Origin of the sequence: Comamonas sp. SY3 (assembly GCF_041730275.1) — a bacterium.
GTDB lineage: Bacteria > Pseudomonadota > Gammaproteobacteria > Burkholderiales > Burkholderiaceae_C > Comamonas > Comamonas sediminis.
Map to the genome: position 1 here is coordinate 63,692 of NZ_JBGTYN010000017.1, position 17,432 is coordinate 81,123.

The following is a 17,432-nucleotide window of genomic DNA, read 5'->3' on the forward strand; positions in this document are numbered from 1 at the left end:
TCAGAGAATCTCCTGCAGCATGCGTTGCACGCCGGTCTGCCAGTCGGGCAAATCCAGCGCAAAGCGCTGCTGCAATTTGTGGGTGTTCAAACGGGAATTGTGGGGGCGGCGCGCGGGGGTCGGGAAGGCGGAGGTGTCGACCGCCTGCACCTCCTGCGCGGTCAAATTGAGCGCCGGGTTGATCTTGCGCGCGGTTTCCAGCACAAAGCGGGCATAGCGGTTCCAGGTGGTTTCGCCACCCGCCACCAGGTGGTAGATGCCGCTCAGGTCTTCGCCCGACGCCATGGCCGTGCGCAGCGCATGCGCGGTCACATCAGCGATCAGGTCGGCACCGGTAGGCGCTCCCCACTGGTCGTCGATGACGGCCAGCTTGTCGCGCTCCTGCGCCAGGCGCAGCATGGTCTTGGCAAAGTTGCCGCCGCGCGCTGCATACACCCAGCTGGTGCGAAAGATCAGATGCTTCACGCCGCTGGCGGCGATCTGTTGCTCGCCTTCGAGCTTGGTCTGGCCGTAGACCGACAGCGGGCCGGTGGCCTGGTCCTCTTGCCAGGGCTGGTTGCCACCGCCATCGAAGACATAGTCGGTGCTGTAATGCACCAACCAGGCGCCCAGTGCCTGGGCCTCACGCGCCAGCACGCCCACGGCCTCGGCATTGATGGTACGAGCCGCCTCGGGCTCGCTCTCGGCCTTGTCCACGGCGGTATAGGCAGCCGCATTGACGATCACATCGGGCGCCAGCGCCCGCACGGTCTCGGCCAGTGCCCCGGGACGCAGCAGGTCACCGCACAGCGGGGTGCTGGCACGGTCCAGCGCCACCACTTCGCCCAGTGGCAGCAGGCTGCGTTGCAGCTCCCAACCGACCTGGCCGTTCTTGCCCAACAACAGAATTTTCATCGCATCGTCCTGTAAGGCGCCCTGGCACGCAGCTGCCCGGCACGCCTGCGTCCCGCCGTCAGGCGTACTGTTTGCTGACCCAGTCCTTGTAATCCCCCGACTGCACCTGGGCCACCCAGTCCTGGTGGTCCAGGTACCACTGCACGGTCTTGCGGATACCGCTGTCAAAGGTTTCTGCAGGCTTCCAGCCCAGCTCCTTTTCCAGCTTGCGCGCATCGATCGCATAGCGGCGGTCATGGCCGGGGCGGTCCTTCACGTAGCTGATCTGCTCGGCGTAGGACTGGCCATCGGCGCGTGGGCGCTGCGCATCGAGCAGGCTGCAGACATGCTTGACGATGTCGATATTGGGCATCTCGTTCCAGCCGCCCACGTTGTAGGTCTCACCCGGACGGCCCGCTTCCAGCACGCGGCGGATGGCACTGCAGTGGTCCTTGACGTAGAGCCAGTCACGGATCTGCATGCCGTCGCCATAGACCGGCAGGTGCTTGCCGGCCAGCGCATTGACGATCATCAGCGGGATCAGCTTCTCGGGGAAATGGTAGGGGCCGTAGTTGTTCGAGCAGTTGGTGGTCAGCACCGGCAGGCCGTAGGTATGGAACCAGGCGCGCACCAGGTGGTCGCTGGCGGCCTTGCTGGCGCTGTAGGGGCTGTTGGGCTCGAAGTTATGGGTTTCGGTGAAGGCCGGGTCGTCCTTCTCCAGGCTGCCGTAGACCTCGTCGGTCGAGACATGCAGAAAGCGGAAACCGTCCTTGCGTTCACCTTCGAGGCCACTCCAGTAGGCGCGCGCGGCTTCAAGCAGGCGCAGGGTACCGACCACATTGGTCTGGATGAAATCTTCGGGGCCGTGGATCGAGCGGTCCACATGGCTCTCGGCCGCAAAGTGCACGATGGCACGCGGCTGGTGCTCGGCCAGCAGGCGGTCGAGCAGTGCGCGGTCACCGATGTCGCCATGCACAAAATGGTGGCGGCTGTCGCCCTGCAGGCTTGCAAGGTTATGCAGATTACCCGCATAGGTCAGCTTGTCGAGATTGACCACCGGTTCATCGGAACCCGCCAGCCAGTCCAACACAAAATTCGAGCCGATAAAGCCGGCGCCTCCGGTGACGAGAATCATGGTCAGTACAGGTAGTTCAACAAATAACCGTCCATTATCGCATTGCCCTTCCGCCGCACCGCCGGGCCTTGGCCCATCCAGGGGCTATCGCTGTACCCGCATGTGGATAAGTGTCAGGCCGCCGAACCAAAACGGCTGCGGGCAATATGCAGCAGGCCGTCAAAAATCAGGTTCTCAACCAGTTCAAAGGGCCGGGTCATGCTCGGCATCATCTTCCAGCCCGCACCGCCTGTCATCACACAGGCAGGCTCCTGCCCGCAGTGTGCGGTCACATGCTGCACCATGCGCTCGACCGCACCAGCGATCGCATAGGTACCGCCGCTGGTCAGCGCATCGCTGGTATTGGTGGGGAACGGCCGCACCTCGCCGGTAGGCACATGCAGCCCGGCGGTGCCCGACTCCAGTGCCTTGAGCATGATGCCGTGGCCCGGCAGGATCAAACCGCCCAGAAACTTGCCATCGGCATCAATGGCTTCGACAGTGACCGCCGTACCCACCATGACCACGACCACCGGGCGCTGGCGCCCCTGGGCCAGCACATGGTGCCAAGCACCCACCATCGCCACCCAGCGGTCCGTGCCCAAGCGGCTGGGGTGGTCGTAGCCATTGGTCAGGCCCGCCTCGGCGTTGGAGGACACCACCCAGTTCGGCGCCAGATCCCAGATGTCCATCTGCGCCTGCACGCGGCGGCGCACCACATCGCCAGCCACCACGCAGCCCAGCATGTGTTGCGGCTCCGGCAACTCGGCCCAGCTGCCCTCGGCCAGACGCTCGATATTGTCCAAAAACTCCACGCCATGGGCCAGCACAGCGGCGCCAGGTTGTGCTGCGTCATACATCGCCCACTTGAGGCGTGTGTTCCCTACGTCGATGGCCAGAAAATGCATGGGCGGCATTATCGGCCTTTTTAGCCGCCGGCCTTGTTGCCCGTGCAACATCCGCGCGGCGCCAAGGATGAACGGCCTCTGCACTGTGAATTTTTTTCAAGCGGTTCTGTCCGACTTCATACCTTTGCCATTCCCCTATATATTGAACGCTTCCTGTAACCAACCCTCTAGGAGTCACCATGGGACTGTTCAGCTTTATCAAGGAAGCCGGTGAAAAATTGTTTGGCGGCAAAGAAGCTGCTGCTGCGAGCGCACCGCAAGACCTGAACGCGGCGGCAGGCGCGGCCATCGAAAAATACATCGGCACCCAGAACCTGGGCGTATCCGATGTAAAGGTCGCCTTCGACGCTGGCAAGGTCACCGTGACGGGTGTGGCACCCACCCAGGCTGCCAAGGAAAAGGTCACGTTGTGCTGCGGCAATGTCTCCAGCGTCAGCGACGTGGATAACCAGATGACCGTCACCAACCCCGAGCCAGAAGCCAAGTACTACGATGTGGTCTCGGGCGACACGCTGTCGGGCATCTCGAAGAAGATGTACGGCGATGCCAACAAGTACATGACCATCTTTGAAGCCAACAAGCCGATGCTGAGCGACCCCAACAAGATCTACCCCGGCCAGAAGCTGCGTATTCCTGCGCTGTAATCCAGGCCCAGCCCTGAATCGAAAATCCCGCACACGGCTCGGCCGGTGCGGGATTTTTTTATCCAGGCTAGCAGGTCAGCGGCCCTGCGCCTGCTTGAAACGATCGACCAGCTGCCGCAAATCCTGCTCCGCCTTGTAGATGACGGCCAGGTATTCGTGGTTGTTGATGCCCCAGAGGGAGGAATCCATATCGGTGGTGTGGGCCACCAGGAAAGGCAAGGTGGTGACGACCCGCATCTGCGCGCGGCCCTGCAGGTAGCTGTCGATGGTGTTGGTGTGCGGATCGCGCATCGACGAATCCCACTGCGCCAGCGCCTCCAATGCAGGCTGCGCGTAGATGTTGTGCACCATGCTGGTCATGCGGTCCAGCACCACAAAGGTCTCGCCGTCCTGCTCCTGCACCTCCAGCACCTGGGTACCCGGGTGGATCTTGGCGATCAGGCCGGCAAAGATATCCCAGTCGCCAGGATGCGCGTCCAACCAGCCATCAATGCGTGCGCGGCGCTGGGCATAGTCGGGCGGCATCTCGACATCGTCTTCCATGATCTCCAGCTGCGCCACCCCGGTCTGCAAAGCCTTGCGTGCCAGATACTGGTAGCTCATGGCACAGCCCAACCAGCCAGGGCTGTAACGCACGCCGTCAAACACTTTCACCTCCGTCTGCAGGCCCGGCAGGGTCTGCTCGATGAAATGCGCACGGCGGCGCACGGTCTCGGGCATGCTCAGTACCATGCAGCGGCCTGGCAACGGTTGCGACGAGGTCAGCGCCTCCCACTGTGCGGTGTCAATCCGTCCCAGCGCATAGAGGGCGCGCAGCACCATGAATTCGAACTGCTGGCCGCTGCGGGCAAGCTCGTCCGCCAGCCCACGCTGCACCTGCCCGGGCGCCTGCGCTTGCAGCTGCAGCATCTCCTGCACCGCCTGCACCATCGCCTGGGCATCGCCCACCGGCGTCACCCGCAGCGCGGGGTTGTCCAGCAAGGCCGCATGCTGGTGGATATCGGCACTGCTCTCGGTCACCACCGGCGTGCCCAGGCTCAGGCACTCGTAGACCCGGGTGGTCTCCAGCAGCGCACCTTCGTAGTAGTGGATGTTGACGACCACCCGCGCCTGGCGCACCGCCTGGCGCAAGGCATCGCCAAACAGATTGCCTTCGATCCGCACCGAGAACTGGCGCTGCAGCGCCTGCAGCATCTCCTGGCGGCGCGGGGCGTTGACATCGCCATAGAACAGCACGTCGCAGCCCGGTTCCACCTCCGGCAAAGCCGGCTCGCCGCAGTCCTGCAGCAGCTGCGAATACGCGGCGACGCCACCGATCGGCACCAGGAAGGTGTGCGGGTAACGAATTCCCTGGGTCTCCAGAAAGGCCAGATTGGCTGGCGCATAGTCCCAGGCGGACAGCGAGTTTTCCAAAATCGCCAGGTACTCGTCAGTGAACCAGCGCGGACTCACGCTTTGCTCCATCTGGAAGACGATGCGCCTCTCCCCCGGGGGCAGCTGCTTGAACATCTGTGGGCAGACCACGATGTACATGTCCAGCCCAAAGCCTTCGGGGGGCACATCCTGGAACAGGCTCACCTCAAAGCCCGCCTTGCGCAGCACCCGGGCCAGCGCATGCGCGACAAACTGCGTGTGCGCTGTCGCCAAAATGCCGTAATGGCGGTTGCTGCCGGGCAGCAGCGCTACCGCGGCTATAGGCGCGCCACCGGCCTGGCGCATCTTGCGGCGCAGCGCGTGGCGCACACGCCGAACCAGGGCGGGCTCATAGGGCGCCAGTTTCTGCTTGATGCGGAACACGGCACGCTTGCATTTGCGCAGCAAATCGGTGAGCCGCCACAGCGGCGACAGCTGGCGCGCCAGCGCCTGCATCTGCTGGGTCTGCTGCTCGATCTGCCACTGCTTCTGGGCAAGGTCCTGCTGCAGTGCCAGCAGCTTGATGTCTTGCTGCTGCTGGCGGGCGGTCAGCCACTGGGCCTGGGCCTGGGCTTGCTCCAGCGCATTCTGGCTGTGCTGGGCCTGGGCCTGGGAGCCCTCCAGATGCGCACGCAGCTGCTCGCGCTCCAGCTCCAGGCTGCGGATATCGCCATCGAGCTTCTCGATCCAGCTGTGGCGCTGCTGGCCGGCCGTTTCCAGCGTCTGGATATGCTGCTGCCGATCACCCAGCGCATGCTGCAGCGCCATCATCTCGGCCTTGACCTCCAGCCGTGCTCCCAGCGTCGCAAACACCCGGCAGACCTCGCGCTGAAACACCGCATCACTGCGGTCACACAGCCGGCGCAGCAACGCAGGCTGCTGCGCGCCCACCAGCAGCACCCCCAGGCCATTGCTGTGCGGAAAGTGCAGGCTCGGGTAACGCCCCTCCAGCTCCGCCCAGAGCTGGTGCACGCCAAAGTCATCACGGTGCACATTGCTGTCGTGAAACAGCACCACGCCGCGCTCGCTCAGCTTGGGCAGCCAGGTCTCGAAATCATGGCGCACCGCCTCGTAGGTGTGCAGGCCATCGATATGCAGCACATCGACACTGCCATCGGCAAAGCTGGGCAGGGCCTCATCAAAGCGCATGCGCATCAAGGTCGAGAACTGGGTGTAGTGCGGGTCATGGGCCTGGCGCAGGCTGGCATAAATGCCCTCACCGTAGGCGCCAGCATGCGCATCGCCCTCCCAGGTGTCGACCGCATAGGTGCGCGTCATCAAGCCTTGCTCGGCAATGGCCTGGCAAAAAGCCAGGTAGGAGATGCCGGAATACGCCCCCAACTCCACCAGACTGCGCGGCTGCGCCACCGCCATCAGCCATGCGGCAAACGGAATATGCCCCGCCCAAGGCGCGGGGTGGGTCAGATGGTAGGGCTCCAACAAGGCGGCGGGAAGCAGCCAGTCATAGTCGGCGCGTGCCTGCACCGGGAAGTCTGTCATACGGTTCATGGGGAAGAGGTTTCCTGTTGCGCCTGGCCGGCCTGCAGCACGATGGACCGCATCGGAATCCCAAGCAGACCGGTGGCCATGTTCGTGGATTCGGACTTGAAGTGCAGCGCATCCTGGATCCAGTGTTGCTGCACATGGTCGTGCTGCGAGCCATCAGCCAGCGCGACGTCGATCGCGTAATGGCCCACCGGCATCCGGGGCATGTCAAAACTGAACTCGGCCTGCAGGACCTGGCCGCTGGCACAGGCCACGGGCTGGCCCAGATAGCTCAAATAGCTGTTGTCGCCAAAAACGGCCTGGCCGGTGCGGTCCTTGACCACAAAGCCGACGATGGGCGAAGCCAGGGGCTGGTGGCACTGCGCCTGAATGCGCAAGACCACCGGCTCACCCCCCACCACCCAGTGCAAGGGTCGCTGCTGCGTATCCATAAGCCAGGCGCCAGTGATGCGAGCGCCACCCAGGCCGAACGAAGGCGCCTCGGGGTTGAAGCGAAACACCTCGATGTCATTGCGCAGCGGCTGTGCGCGGAAGAAATCGCGCCGCTGGTCATGCCAGGGCAGACTGGCGTCGAACACAGGTGCCGCTGGTGGCGCTGCTGCCGCCGGGCCACTGCCCTGCTCGGCCTCATAGCAGGCCTGCATGTAGCGGTCGCAAACCTCCTTGGTCGGTCCGATCTGCATCACCTGGCCCTTGTCGATCCAGACCACGCGGTCGCACAGGCTCTTGATGGCAGCCGTATCGTGGCTGACAAAAAGCAAGGTGCCCCGCTCCATGAAGCTGCGCAGAAAACGCATGCACTTCTGGGTGAACACCGCATCGCCCACAGCCAGTGCCTCGTCGACCACCAGGATATCGGCGTCCACATGCGCAATCACCGCAAAGGCCAGCCGCACATACATGCCGCTGGAATAGGTCTTGACCGGCTGGTCGATGAACTCGCCAATATCGGCAAAGGCGGCAATCGAGTCAAAGCGCTCGGCGATCTGTGCATCGCTCAGCCCCAGCAGCGCCGCGTTCATCACCACATTGTCCCGGCCCGAGAACTCGGGGTTGAAGCCGGCGCCCAGCTCCAGCAGCGCGGCGATGCGGCCGTGGGTGGTCACCGCGCCGCAGCTGGGCGCCAAGGTGCCGCAGACCATCTGCAAGAAGGTGGACTTGCCCGAGCCATTGCGGCCGATGATGCCAATGGTCTCACCCCTGGCTACCTGCAGGTCCAACCCACGCAGCGCCCAAAACTCCCGGTGGTAGGGCATGGCCTCACGCCCCAGCAGGCGCGAGAGGCGCGGCATCACAAACTGCCGCAAGCGGTCGCCGGGCGCGTCATAGATATGGAAGCACTTGCCCAGGCCCTGTACGTCCAGTGCCAGAGATTCAGAGGACATCGGCAAATCCCTTGCGCGTCTTCTGGAACCAGGCGAAGCCCAGCCAGGCCACCAGGCTGCAGGCCAGCATGCTGATCGCCCAGCCGGTCCAGTCCGGCATGCGGCCCCAGATCAGCACGGCGCGCGTCTGTTCAATGAAAAAAGTCAGCGGATTGAGCCACATCGCGGTTTGAAAGCTGGCAGGCAGTGCATGCACCGGGAAGAAAATCGGCGAGATGAACATCAGCATGGTCGTCATCACACCGGTGATCTGCTTGAGATCGCGGGCAAATACACCCAGCGACGCAAAGAACCAGCCCACGCCGACACTGAGCAGCACCAGGGGCATCCAGACCACCGGCAGCAGCACGGCGGTCAGCGGGATCTTGCCATTGAGCACCAAAAGCGCCACCAGCAATACCGCCAGGCTGGCCAGCGCCTGGAACAGGGCCGAGCAGACGGCCACCACCACCAGAATCTCCAGCGGGAACACCACGCGCTTGACGTAGTTCACATTGGCCAGCACCAGATGGGGCGCACGGTTGAGCACATCGGAAAACAGTCCGTAGACGATCAGTCCGGCAAACAGCACCATCGCGAACTGGGTCTTGGACTCCGGCCCCTCACCCCAGCGCGCCTTGAACACCACGGAGAACACGAAGGTGTAGATCACCAGCATGGACAGCGGTATCAGCACCGCCCACAGCCACCCGCCTAGCGATCCCTTGAAGCGCTCACTCACTTCACGGCGCGTCATCTTGACCACCAGCGGCCAGTGCACACGCACGCTATCCACCAATGCGCGCGCAGAGGCGGCGCTGCCTACACCGACAGTCAATGTGTCACTCCATCCATCATGAGGCGGACAAGTTTACAGGGTCAGCCGTATTCCGACTGCCTCGCAAGCAGCCCGGTTACAAGCAGCGACGATTACGGCGCTCATTGGGACCAGGGCAAACCCTGGTAACGCCAGCCCCCGAGCTGCCCGCGTTGACCCTGGGCATTCGCATCGCCCTCAAAGCCCTGCAGGATGTTGTAGGCCTCCAGCCCCAACTGGCTGGCGCGCTGCGCCGCCGCTACCGAGCGCACCCCGCTGCGGCACAGCAGCACGATCTTGGCGCCCGGCGCCCGCTGGGCCAGTGCCAGCAGTTGGGCATCGAAATCGGGGTTCATCGCCATATCCGGCCACTGCTTCCAGGCAATGGCGACGGCGCCGGGCACCTGCCCGACCCAGGCACGTTCTGCATCCGTGCGCACATCGACCAGCACCGCCTGCTGGTTTTGCACCCAGTGCCAGGCCAGCCGGGCACCAATATCACCGGCATAGCCATTGGCAGGCGCGATGGTCTGCTGTTCTGCGGTCAAGCTCATAGACACCTCTTCAATAGTGCGGGTAGGTCCAGCCCCGCTACGCTGCCCGGTCCCAGGGCGGGGCCGGCATGTCCTTCAGTTGCTGGCGCAGCGCGCGGTGGTCAGGCACCACCTCGGCCACGGTGTCCCAAAAACGGGGGCTGTGGTCCATCACCCGCAAATGGGCCAGCTCATGGGCCACCACATAGTCGATGACGGCCGGCGCATAGTGCATCAGCCGCCAGTTCAGCCGGATCGATCCATCGGACTTGGCGCTGCCCCAGCGCGTCTCGGCACTCGACAGGCGCAAGCTGGTGTAGTGCACCCCCAGCAGCGGCGCAAAATGGGCCAGACGCGCCAGGAAATGCTGACGTGCACTCTGGATGAACCAGGCCTGCACCAGATCACGAATCTGCGTGCGCCCCGCACTGGGAGGCAGCGCCAAGTACAGGCGCGAGGGCGAGCCCGGCACGTCTTCCTCGACCCGCCAGACCGCCCCGGAGCGCGCCACGCGCTGCTCACTGTCCACCACCAGTTGCAGTGGCTGCCCTAGAAACGGCAGGCTGGCGCCGTCTTCCCACTGGATGCTGGCGCTCAGGCTGCTGGCACGCCGCTGCTGCATTTCGGCGATCTTGCGCACAATCCAGCCGGCCTTGTCCTGCAGCGCTTCGTCAATACCCGGTTGCGTCACCCAGCGCGGCGCACGCACGACCAATCCGTCTTCGCTCACCACAAAGCCAATGCTGCGCCGCTTGGCGCGCTGGAGCAAGTAGGCCACCCGCTGGCCTTGCAACAGGATGCTGCGATTGGCAGCAGGGTGTGCCTGCAAGGAGGCCGGTGCTGCAGGGGCTGCGGGGCGGGCGACCGGTGCGGGAGGCGGCACTGGCAGGCGCAGCGGAGGCGCCGCAGGCGCGGAATCGGGCAGTGACACCGGCCTGGCATCCGCTATCGCCGCAGCCGCTGGAGGCGGTGGCGGCACCGGCGCTGCAGCGGCAGCCGGCTCGCTGCGCTCCCACAGGTCCAGCGCCATCTGCACCAGGCGACGCACATCAACCATGGCCATACCCCGTTCTGCGGCAGGACCTCAGCAAGGCGCGCTCAGCGGCGAACACAGCAGTCTTTTTCCTTTAGTGGGCGGCCGCACCCGGCCCGGCAGCTGCGGACGGTGCCGCCGCCACCGCCGTTGCAGGTGCCTGCAGCGCAGGCTTACCCACATAGGCCTCCGGGTCCAGGCGGCGCATTTCGGACTCGATCCAGTACTCCACCTCCGCCATCAACTCATCATGCTTGCGGCCCTGGCTGTCGATAGGCTTGCCGACCGACACATCGACAATGCCTGGCGTCTTGACAAAAGCCTTGCGCGGCCAGCATTTGGCAGACGTCACCGCAATGGGCACCACCCGGGCACCGGCCATGATCGCCAGGCGTGTCGCGCCCGTCTTGTACTCGCCGCTTTCACCGCGTGCAATGCGCGTGCCTTCGGGGAACATGATCACCCAGATGCCCTGGCCCAGCAGGCGCTTGCCCTGCTCCACCACCTTGTGGAACGCGCGGCTGCCGTCCTTGCGGTCGATATGGATCATGTCCAGGCTGCCGATGGACCAGCCAAAGAAAGGAATCTTCAGCAACTCCTTTTTGAACACATAGGCCAGCGGCGTCGGCATGATGGCGGGCATCAGAAAGGTCTCAAAGGTCGACTGGTGCTTGCACAGCAGCACCACACCCTTGTCACTGCCGGGCTGGCCGGCGACGGGCAGATTCTCCATGCCCTGGGTGCGCACCCGAATGCCGCAGAACCAGCCAGCGCTGTCTGCCGACAGCTTGAGCCAGCGACGCGCCACCGCATAACGGGCCCGGCTGCTGGCACCGCACACCCGCAGCAGCAGGATGGTCAGGGTGTAGGGGATCACCGTCAGGCTCATGAAGAGCGTGTGCAGAATCGATCGGATCAGAGACATGGATCAAGTAGGAAAGCAGGGAGAACGCAAAAAGTCGGGACTTCGGCTGGCAACGTCGGCAGGCCCAACTGCAAGCCAGGAACCGGCGCAGCTGCATCATGCAGCAAGCGCTGGACCGATGCGTTGGCACGTGCATCAGCGGGATCAGGACAGCGGTGGGCCCTGCCCGCCAGAGAACGGCTCTGAATCATATCGGAAGCCGAAGCCCCCGTGCGCTGCAAATGCAGCTGACGCGCAGCGCATGCTTGCGGAAGTTCCCGTTGAAGCACTATTTTTTCCAATGCCATCAAAGAATTGCAGTGGATAACTCAGCTGTTTAACGAGAAATTGTGGATAAGCGCAGCGGGGTCTGGATCCCGCTCAGGCCCGGGCACCGAAACGGAGCAAGCACTTATACACACAATGTGGAAAGCAGGCCCTCTAGCACAATATCCTGCGGCTATCGGGCGCATGCAGCGAACAAAAAATATAACCCAATGAAAGATATATATAAAAAAATTTTGTCAGCGCTTATGCCAAGCCATTGGACAATGTGTGGTAATTCTGATCCAGATCAGACAGCCGATATTTCAACAAAGTTATCCACAGAAATCGAAGCCAGCTATTGATTTCTCTTGTGATTTGCCTTGTGTATAAGTTCTTTGGTTTGTTACCGGGTGGCCGTACCCCCGGGCGCAATCAGGATAAACACCGTACTGGAAGGCTCGGGCACCTGTGTGAACTGGGGCATTGTCATGCCGGGCCAGTCGCTACACTCGGAGCTCCTCCGCACCACCGATCCTTGCGCCTTGATTCTGCTGTCCATCGCCGTCCACACGCCCGCCTACAGCGCCATCAGCGCGGCCAGTGAACTGCTCACCTACTGCGCCGACCAGCCACTGCCCCCCGGCACCCTGGTGCGGGTGCCCCTGGGCAAGCGGGAAGTGATGGGGGTCGTCTGGGGCATCGACACCGCTTTTGCTGGCGACCCGGAAAAGATCAAGCCTATCACCGCAGTGCTCGAAGCCATCGCCCCCTTGCCTGAAAGTTGGCTGCGTTTAGTGCATTTTGCGGCCCGTTATTACCAACGCAGTTTGGGTGAAATGGCGATTGCAACGCTGCCTCCGGCGTTGCGAGACCTGACCGTGGAGCAATGGGCACGGCGCCTCAAACGCAAGAAAACGGCTCCGAGCGGTGATATCGCTGCCGACCAAGCCCTGGCCTTGAGCCAGGAGCAGATGGAAGTTTGTGCCCAGATAGATAAAAATACAGGACCTTTTCTGCTTTTTGGCAGCACGGGCAGCGGAAAGACCGAAGTCTATCTGCACCAGGTGCAGGCCTTGTTGCAGCGCGATCCCCGCGCCCAGGTTCTGGTGATGGTGCCGGAAATCAACCTCACGCCGCAACTGGAAGCGCGGTTCCAGGCCCGCTTTTCAGCGACGCTGGGCCCCGACGCGGTCGTCAGCATGCACAGCGGGATGACCGCAGCGCAGCGCCTCAAAAGCTGGCTCGCCGCCCACACCGGCCAGGCCCGCATCGTGCTGGGCACGCGCATGGCCGTGTTTGCCTCCATGCCGCATCTGCAGCTGCTGATCGTCGATGAAGAACATGACGCCAGCTACAAGCAGCAGGAAGGGGCGCGTTACTCGGCACGCGACCTGGCCATCTGGCGTGGCCATGATCTGCAAGCCCAGGTGATCCTCGGCTCGGCCACCCCGTCGCTCGAGAGCTGGTGGGCCAGCCGCCCTGCCAGCGGCAAGGATGCGGGCGGCCGCTACCTGCGGCTGGCCATGCCCAGTCGCATTGGCGCCGGCCAGATGCCCCGGCTGCGCCTCGTCGATATGCGCCAGCAGCCGCGCCAGACACTGTTCTCACCCGCGCTTGTGCAAGCCATCACGCAGCGCGTGGAGCGCGGCGAGCAAGCGCTGGTGCTGCTCAACCGGCGCGGATTTGCGCCCGTGCTGTTCTGCGGCGACTGCGGCTGGAAAAGCGATTGCCCGCACTGCAGCGCGCACCAGGTCTTCCACAAGGTGGACCGTACGCTGCGCTGCCACCACTGCGGCTACAGCCAGCGCGTGCCACTGGCCTGCCCCAGCTGCGGCAACCCGGACATCCTGCCGCTGGGCAAAGGCACCGAGCAGCTCGAAGAAGCACTGGAGCGCCTGCTGCGCAATGTGCAGCGCCCCGACGGCCAGCCGGCCCGCATCGCCCGCATCGATGCCGACACCACCAAGACAAAAGGTGCGCTGGCAGAAAAAATGGCTGATGTGCATGCCGGCGATGTCGATGTGCTGGTCGGCACGCAAATGGTCGCCAAGGGCCATGATTTCCGGCGCGTGACCCTGGTCGCCGCCGTGCAGCCCGATGATGCGCTGATGTCCAGCGACTTTCGTGCGCCCGAGCGGCTGTTCTCGCTGCTGCTGCAGGCCGCCGGCCGCGCCGGGCGCGATGCCGCCTATGTCGCCGCCCAGGGCAGCGCGGTGGAGATGTGGCTGCAGACGCAGCAGCCCGAGCATGCCGTCTACCAGGCCCTGCGCCAGTGGGACTACAGCGGCTTTGCCGCCCAGCAGCTCCAGGAGCGGCGCGATGCAGCCATGCCCCCGTTTGCCCACCAGGCCATCATCCGCGCCGATGCCCGCTCGCAACAGGAAGCCCAGGCCTTTTTGCGCGCCGCTTCGGAGCTGGCGCAGAGCCAGCAGCTGCTGGAAGGCAGCGAGGTCTTTGTCTACCCGCCGATTCCGCTGTCCATGCAGCGGGTTGCCAACGTGGAGCGGGCCCAGATGCTGATCGAAAGTCCGTCACGCAAGGCCTTGCAGCAGTTCCTGCGTGCCTGGCAGCCCTGCCTGCACTGGTTGCGCGCGCACCCGGAGCACAAGGGTCTGGTGCGCTGGCTGGTCGATATCGACCCTCAGGCCATCTGAAACGCGGCGCAAAGCCCTCAGACCAGCCAGCTGACCGCCGCCGAAAAGCTGACAAAGGCCAGCGCGGTGCTGACCAGGATGATGTGCGCAATGCGCCCATTGTGGGCGCCATAGCGTCCGGCCAGCAAGGTGACATTGCTGGCGCTCGGCAACGCCGCCACCAGCGCCACGACCAGCAAAGCAAAACGGTTGATCGGCAGCCCTGCGGCGATGGCGGCGTGGCCCAGGCCCAGCACCAGCAGCGGATGCACGAAGAGCTTGACCAGCGCCAGCGGCACATAGCTGGCGGGCGTGGCGTACTCTTCCTCCACCATCTTGGAGCGGGCCAGCACCGCGCCCACGGCAAACAACGCCACCGGTGTCGCAGCGCTGCCCAGCAGGCCAGCGGTCTGGTCCAGCGCCTGGGGCAGCTTCCATTCCATGAACGAGGCCAGCGCTCCCAGCAGGATGGCCCAGGGCATGGGGTTGGTGAGCACACCTTTGAGCGCCTTGAGCAGCGCTGCCCGCGCATTGCCTGCGGCGCCATCCATGCGCGACAGTGCCAGGCACAGCGAGGTGGTGAACACCATGTCCACCAGCATGGTCACGATCGCCGGGCCGGCTGCCGCTTCGCCCAGCAGCGCCACCAGGAGCGGCAGGCCCATGAAACCGGTATTGGGAAAGGCCGTCACCAGGGCGCCAAAGGCACTGTTGTTCCAGTCCATGCCGCGCAGGCGCGCGCCCGCCACGCAGCCGGCCACCAGCAGCAACTGGCACAGCACATACAGCAGCAGAATCGGCAGGTTCATCAGCTGCGCAAAGGGCAGCGATGAGCCGGCCTTGTACAGCATGCAAGGCAGCGCAAAGTACAGCACAAAGGCATTCACGCCGGCAATCGCTGGCAGCGGGAAGATGCCGCGCCGCGTGGCCACAAAGCCGCACAGCACCAGCGCAAAGAATGGAAAGGTGACGAGGAAGACGGACAGCACGGCTCGATTGTGCCCAGAATGCGCCAGCGCAGATGTAGCGAGAGGGACCGGCAGCGATGCGCCCCATAAAAGAAAAGACCGGCCATGCGCAGGGCCGGTCTTGTCAGGCCCGGATCCGGCAGAAAGCCGTATCAGCGCCTGGAACGATCTTAAAAACCTAGATCGTCACCAGTTTTTCCACTTCCGCGCATTTGCGCCGGGCCAGTGCCAGGTTGCTGCGCTGCTTGTCCAGCACCAGGTACAGGAACAGGCCTTCCTTCTGCGCTACCGGGCGGATGATGTGGTATTGCGAGCCCAACGTGATCAGGATGTCGTCGATGGAGTCCTGCAGCCCCAGCGATTTCATCGTCTTGAGCTTGGCCCGCACCACCTCGGTGTTGCCAGCCGCTGCCAGCTCCAGATCCAGACCGGATCCCGCACTGCCCAGCAGCATGCCGCTGCCACTGTCGACCAATGCGGCGCACATCGCGCCATCGACCGTCAAAAGTTGCGTCAACGCTTCTTGAACCGATGCCATCTCACTCCCCCTTTGCACACTGGCGGATTATCGTGACCACTGCAGGCGGCCAGTGCGGCGCCTCAGTGGTTATCCACAGCCGGGGCCTGGAACGGCCCCACGCTGTCAGACTTTATTCATCTCGGCGCCCACCTCGGCGGCTGCCCACAGCACACGACCGAGGATCGCATTGGTATCGAGCACCATGCACAGGATGCAAGGAAACTCGGAGGTGACCGACTGGAACACGACCACACCGGTCTCGGTCTCAAAGGTCAGCCGCTTGCAGCCGGTGTGGTTGATCTCCCGGCCCACGGCACGAGCCATCGCCATCAGAGATCCCGCCATCGCCGACAGGCGATTGAGCTGCAGCTCGCTGTTCGTGCGCAACGACGCAATTTCAAATCCATCGGGCGTACTCAGCAGTGCCACGCGTACACCATCAACAGGGCCAATATACCTATCAAGGGCCTGCTGGCCTGCCTTGACGACCTGGGCAGGGATCAGAGGTTGAGATGCAGTCATGAATTCTCGCTTTGCAGAGACAGCATGGAAACAAGGACGCTCATCGCATCCAGCAGCTGCCCACGGTCGCGTGGATCGGCTTCCAGAACGGGAATCACCCCATGGCCCGCAGAATACACGCCTTGGGCGAATGTTTCAATTTGTTGTGTTGTTGCCGGACGTGCGCTCAGCACCAGCGCAACAGGTGGGCGCGGCAGCTGCCGGATTTCGTCCAGGATGCGGTTGGTCTCGGCCAGGCTGTTGGGGCTGTTCACATCGGTCATGATGAACACACCCATCGACACGGACAGCACCCATTGGCGCACAAAGCTGAAACGCTCCTGGCCCGGGCAACCGCAGATCTGCACCACTTCGCCACCGCCCAGATCGATCTCGCCGAACTCGGTGCCGACCGTGGTGAGCTCCTTGCTATGGGCCGCCAGATCCAGGTTGCGGACATCGGAGCTGGACATCAGCGCACCGCACAGTGAGCGCACTGCGGTCGTCTTGCCAATGCCCATGGGCCCGCACAGCGCAATGCGCGGCATCTTGTGCGGCCCTGTTCCGCCTGCTTCTTGGTTCATCCCGGCTTACCTCCCCCTCGTATCCATCGCCCTAAACGGCTGAGCAATCCTTTGGAGTGTAGCGGCTCACGGGGATGGGAGGGGGAAGAAGCGGCGGGAATTGCCGGAAGCGCGACGCCGCGCAGTACGCCGCGGCGGCCCAGCTCCACCAGCAGGCCTCGCGCCACCATCGTATCGAGCCCGCTGTGCAGACACAGCTGGGCAATGGACACGGGTTCGCGCGACAGCAGGGCCAGCGCACGGATGCAGGCCCCGGTATTGAAAGGCGCGCCTACGGATACCCAGGATTTGAGCTGGTAGCGGAACTCCTTTGGGGTAGCGGCGGCAGGCTGCGCAGCGGCCTGCTCCGACTCCTTGCGCATGACCTTGTTGCGCGCATCCCAGTCGAGCAGGAAGACTGCCGCGCGGTCGAACATGTCGATCAGATCGCTCAAGGTGTAGTTCGCATCGAGCCGGCCCACCCAGGTGGCACCGTCGAGCATCGCGGTCTTGACCTGTCCGATACAGACGACGCAGGGCGCCTTGCCCAGCGACGAGATCGCATCGGCCATGCCCTGGTCCAGCACAATCAGCTGGGCGCGATCCCGCGGCACTTCCTTCCATGGGAGCACCGATTTGCGCGACGCCACGCCATACAGCTGCTCAAAGCGGTGGCGGCTGCTGGGAGTGAGCAATTCTGCGGAAATACCGGCGGTCTGCATGGCGATTAATTTACACTTTTATTGTCTTAATTTAGAAGGTTTGCCACTTGGCAGAAGCAATGCTATCGGCATTCTAGAAGCTTGCTCGTCAGACGCAAGCTTTTCTCCGCAGGTTTTACCATCTGCTCTACATTCATTGACAATTACAG

16 protein-coding genes are annotated in these 17,432 nt (G+C 63.6%); 2 read left to right on the plus strand and 14 right to left on the minus strand.

Features of this window, described 5'->3' with window-relative positions; all coding sequences use genetic code 11:
• The 3 genes from rfbD to ACCQ08_RS18745 all read right to left on the minus strand — a co-directional run bounded on the left by rfbD (position 1) and on the right by ACCQ08_RS18745 (position 2,895).
• A complete protein-coding gene (gene rfbD / locus ACCQ08_RS18735) occupies positions 1-1,062 on the minus strand; it encodes a dTDP-4-dehydrorhamnose reductase (protein ID WP_373450625.1) in 1,062 nt (353 codons plus the stop codon).
• Positions 953-2,008 (minus strand): dTDP-glucose 4,6-dehydratase, encoded by a 1,056-nt coding sequence (rfbB, locus tag ACCQ08_RS18740; protein WP_373450626.1) that lies wholly within the window; start codon positions 2,006-2,008, stop codon positions 953-955. Before rfbB ends, rfbD begins: the two co-directional genes overlap by 110 nt.
• Positions 2,009-2,121: 113 nt before the next feature.
• Positions 2,122-2,895: a type III pantothenate kinase gene (locus ACCQ08_RS18745; RefSeq protein ID WP_239810563.1), complete on the minus strand. Its 774-nt coding sequence runs from the start codon at positions 2,893-2,895 to the stop codon at positions 2,122-2,124.
• Positions 2,896-3,074: 179 nt separating this feature from the next.
• On the opposite strand from ACCQ08_RS18745, the gene lysM reads away from it, so the two are divergent.
• A complete protein-coding gene (lysM, locus tag ACCQ08_RS18750) occupies positions 3,075-3,539 on the plus strand; it encodes a peptidoglycan-binding protein LysM (protein WP_239810562.1) in 465 nt (154 codons plus the stop codon).
• Positions 3,540-3,614: 75 nt separating this feature from the next.
• Here lysM and ACCQ08_RS18755 read toward each other — a convergent pair whose 3' ends face one another.
• The 6 genes from ACCQ08_RS18755 to ACCQ08_RS18780 form a co-directional block, all read right to left on the minus strand.
• Positions 3,615-6,461, minus strand: a complete 2,847-nt coding sequence (locus ACCQ08_RS18755; protein WP_373450627.1) for a class I SAM-dependent methyltransferase — start codon at positions 6,459-6,461, stop codon at positions 3,615-3,617.
• On the minus strand, positions 6,458-7,843 hold the full coding sequence (locus ACCQ08_RS18760) for an ABC transporter ATP-binding protein (protein ID WP_373450628.1): 1,386 nt from the start codon (positions 7,841-7,843) through the stop codon (positions 6,458-6,460). The genes ACCQ08_RS18755 and ACCQ08_RS18760 overlap by 4 nt, the downstream gene beginning before the upstream one ends.
• The gene (locus tag ACCQ08_RS18765; RefSeq protein ID WP_373450657.1) at positions 7,833-8,579 is read right to left on the minus strand and encodes an ABC transporter permease; all 747 of its coding nucleotides are present in this window, start codon (positions 8,577-8,579) and stop codon (positions 7,833-7,835) included. The genes ACCQ08_RS18760 and ACCQ08_RS18765 overlap by 11 nt, the downstream gene beginning before the upstream one ends.
• 182 nt (positions 8,580-8,761) lie before the next feature.
• A complete protein-coding gene (locus ACCQ08_RS18770) occupies positions 8,762-9,193 on the minus strand; it encodes a rhodanese-like domain-containing protein (RefSeq protein ID WP_182343707.1) in 432 nt (143 codons plus the stop codon).
• Between the two features lie 37 nt (positions 9,194-9,230).
• Positions 9,231-10,220, minus strand: a complete 990-nt coding sequence (locus tag ACCQ08_RS18775) for a M48 family metallopeptidase (protein ID WP_373450658.1) — start codon at positions 10,218-10,220, stop codon at positions 9,231-9,233.
• Between the two features lie 79 nt (positions 10,221-10,299).
• Entirely contained in the window at positions 10,300-11,130 is an 831-nt protein-coding gene (locus ACCQ08_RS18780; protein ID WP_312528837.1) for a lysophospholipid acyltransferase family protein, read from the minus strand.
• A gap of 734 nt (positions 11,131-11,864) precedes the next feature.
• Between ACCQ08_RS18780 and priA the strand changes: the two genes are divergently transcribed.
• A complete protein-coding gene (gene priA / locus ACCQ08_RS18785; RefSeq protein ID WP_373450659.1) occupies positions 11,865-14,030 on the plus strand; it encodes a primosomal protein N' in 2,166 nt (721 codons plus the stop codon).
• A 17-nt stretch (positions 14,031-14,047) separates the two neighbouring features.
• Here the strand turns inward: priA and ACCQ08_RS18790 are convergent, their stop codons facing one another.
• The 5 genes from ACCQ08_RS18790 to ACCQ08_RS18810 all read right to left on the minus strand — a co-directional run bounded on the left by ACCQ08_RS18790 (position 14,048) and on the right by ACCQ08_RS18810 (position 17,283).
• Entirely contained in the window at positions 14,048-14,998 is a 951-nt protein-coding gene (locus ACCQ08_RS18790) for an AEC family transporter (RefSeq protein ID WP_312417040.1), read from the minus strand.
• Positions 14,999-15,155: 157 nt separating this feature from the next.
• Positions 15,156-15,515: a hypothetical protein gene (locus tag ACCQ08_RS18795; protein WP_239810554.1), complete on the minus strand. Its 360-nt coding sequence runs from the start codon at positions 15,513-15,515 to the stop codon at positions 15,156-15,158.
• Between the two features lie 105 nt (positions 15,516-15,620).
• Positions 15,621-16,019, minus strand: a complete 399-nt coding sequence (locus ACCQ08_RS18800) for a roadblock/LC7 domain-containing protein (RefSeq protein WP_239810553.1) — start codon at positions 16,017-16,019, stop codon at positions 15,621-15,623.
• Positions 16,016-16,582 (minus strand): ATP/GTP-binding protein, encoded by a 567-nt coding sequence (locus tag ACCQ08_RS18805; protein ID WP_373450629.1) that lies wholly within the window; start codon positions 16,580-16,582, stop codon positions 16,016-16,018. Before ACCQ08_RS18805 ends, ACCQ08_RS18800 begins: the two co-directional genes overlap by 4 nt.
• Positions 16,579-17,283 carry a hypothetical protein gene (locus tag ACCQ08_RS18810; RefSeq protein WP_373450630.1) on the minus strand — a complete coding sequence of 235 codons (705 nt, stop codon included), beginning with the start codon at positions 17,281-17,283 and terminating at the stop codon, positions 16,579-16,581. Before ACCQ08_RS18810 ends, ACCQ08_RS18805 begins: the two co-directional genes overlap by 4 nt.
• Positions 17,284-17,432 lie beyond the last annotated feature (149 nt).

What these genes read in the sequence shown, in the direction of transcription:
- rfbB (WP_373450626.1), bottom strand. Translation starts at nt 2,008, where the DNA reads ATGATTCTCGTCACCGGAGGCGCCGGCTTTATCGGCTCGAATTTTGTG.
- ACCQ08_RS18745 (WP_239810563.1), bottom strand. Translation starts at nt 2,895, where the DNA reads ATGCATTTTCTGGCCATCGACGTAGGGAACACACGCCTCAAGTGGGCG.
- lysM (WP_239810562.1), top strand. Translation starts at nt 3,075, where the DNA reads ATGGGACTGTTCAGCTTTATCAAGGAAGCCGGTGAAAAATTGTTTGGC.
- ACCQ08_RS18755 (WP_373450627.1), bottom strand. Translation starts at nt 6,461, where the DNA reads ATGAACCGTATGACAGACTTCCCGGTGCAGGCACGCGCCGACTATGAC.
- ACCQ08_RS18760 (WP_373450628.1), bottom strand. Translation starts at nt 7,843, where the DNA reads ATGTCCTCTGAATCTCTGGCACTGGACGTACAGGGCCTGGGCAAGTGC.
- ACCQ08_RS18765 (WP_373450657.1), bottom strand. Translation starts at nt 8,579, where the DNA reads ATGACGCGCCGTGAAGTGAGTGAGCGCTTCAAGGGATCGCTAGGCGGG.
- ACCQ08_RS18770 (WP_182343707.1), bottom strand. Translation starts at nt 9,193, where the DNA reads ATGAGCTTGACCGCAGAACAGCAGACCATCGCGCCTGCCAATGGCTAT.
- ACCQ08_RS18780 (WP_312528837.1), bottom strand. Translation starts at nt 11,130, where the DNA reads ATGTCTCTGATCCGATCGATTCTGCACACGCTCTTCATGAGCCTGACG.
- priA (WP_373450659.1), top strand. Translation starts at nt 11,865, where the DNA reads ATGCCGGGCCAGTCGCTACACTCGGAGCTCCTCCGCACCACCGATCCT.
- ACCQ08_RS18795 (WP_239810554.1), bottom strand. Translation starts at nt 15,515, where the DNA reads ATGGCATCGGTTCAAGAAGCGTTGACGCAACTTTTGACGGTCGATGGC.
- ACCQ08_RS18800 (WP_239810553.1), bottom strand. Translation starts at nt 16,019, where the DNA reads ATGACTGCATCTCAACCTCTGATCCCTGCCCAGGTCGTCAAGGCAGGC.
- ACCQ08_RS18805 (WP_373450629.1), bottom strand. Translation starts at nt 16,582, where the DNA reads ATGAACCAAGAAGCAGGCGGAACAGGGCCGCACAAGATGCCGCGCATT.
- ACCQ08_RS18810 (WP_373450630.1), bottom strand. Translation starts at nt 17,283, where the DNA reads ATGCAGACCGCCGGTATTTCCGCAGAATTGCTCACTCCCAGCAGCCGC.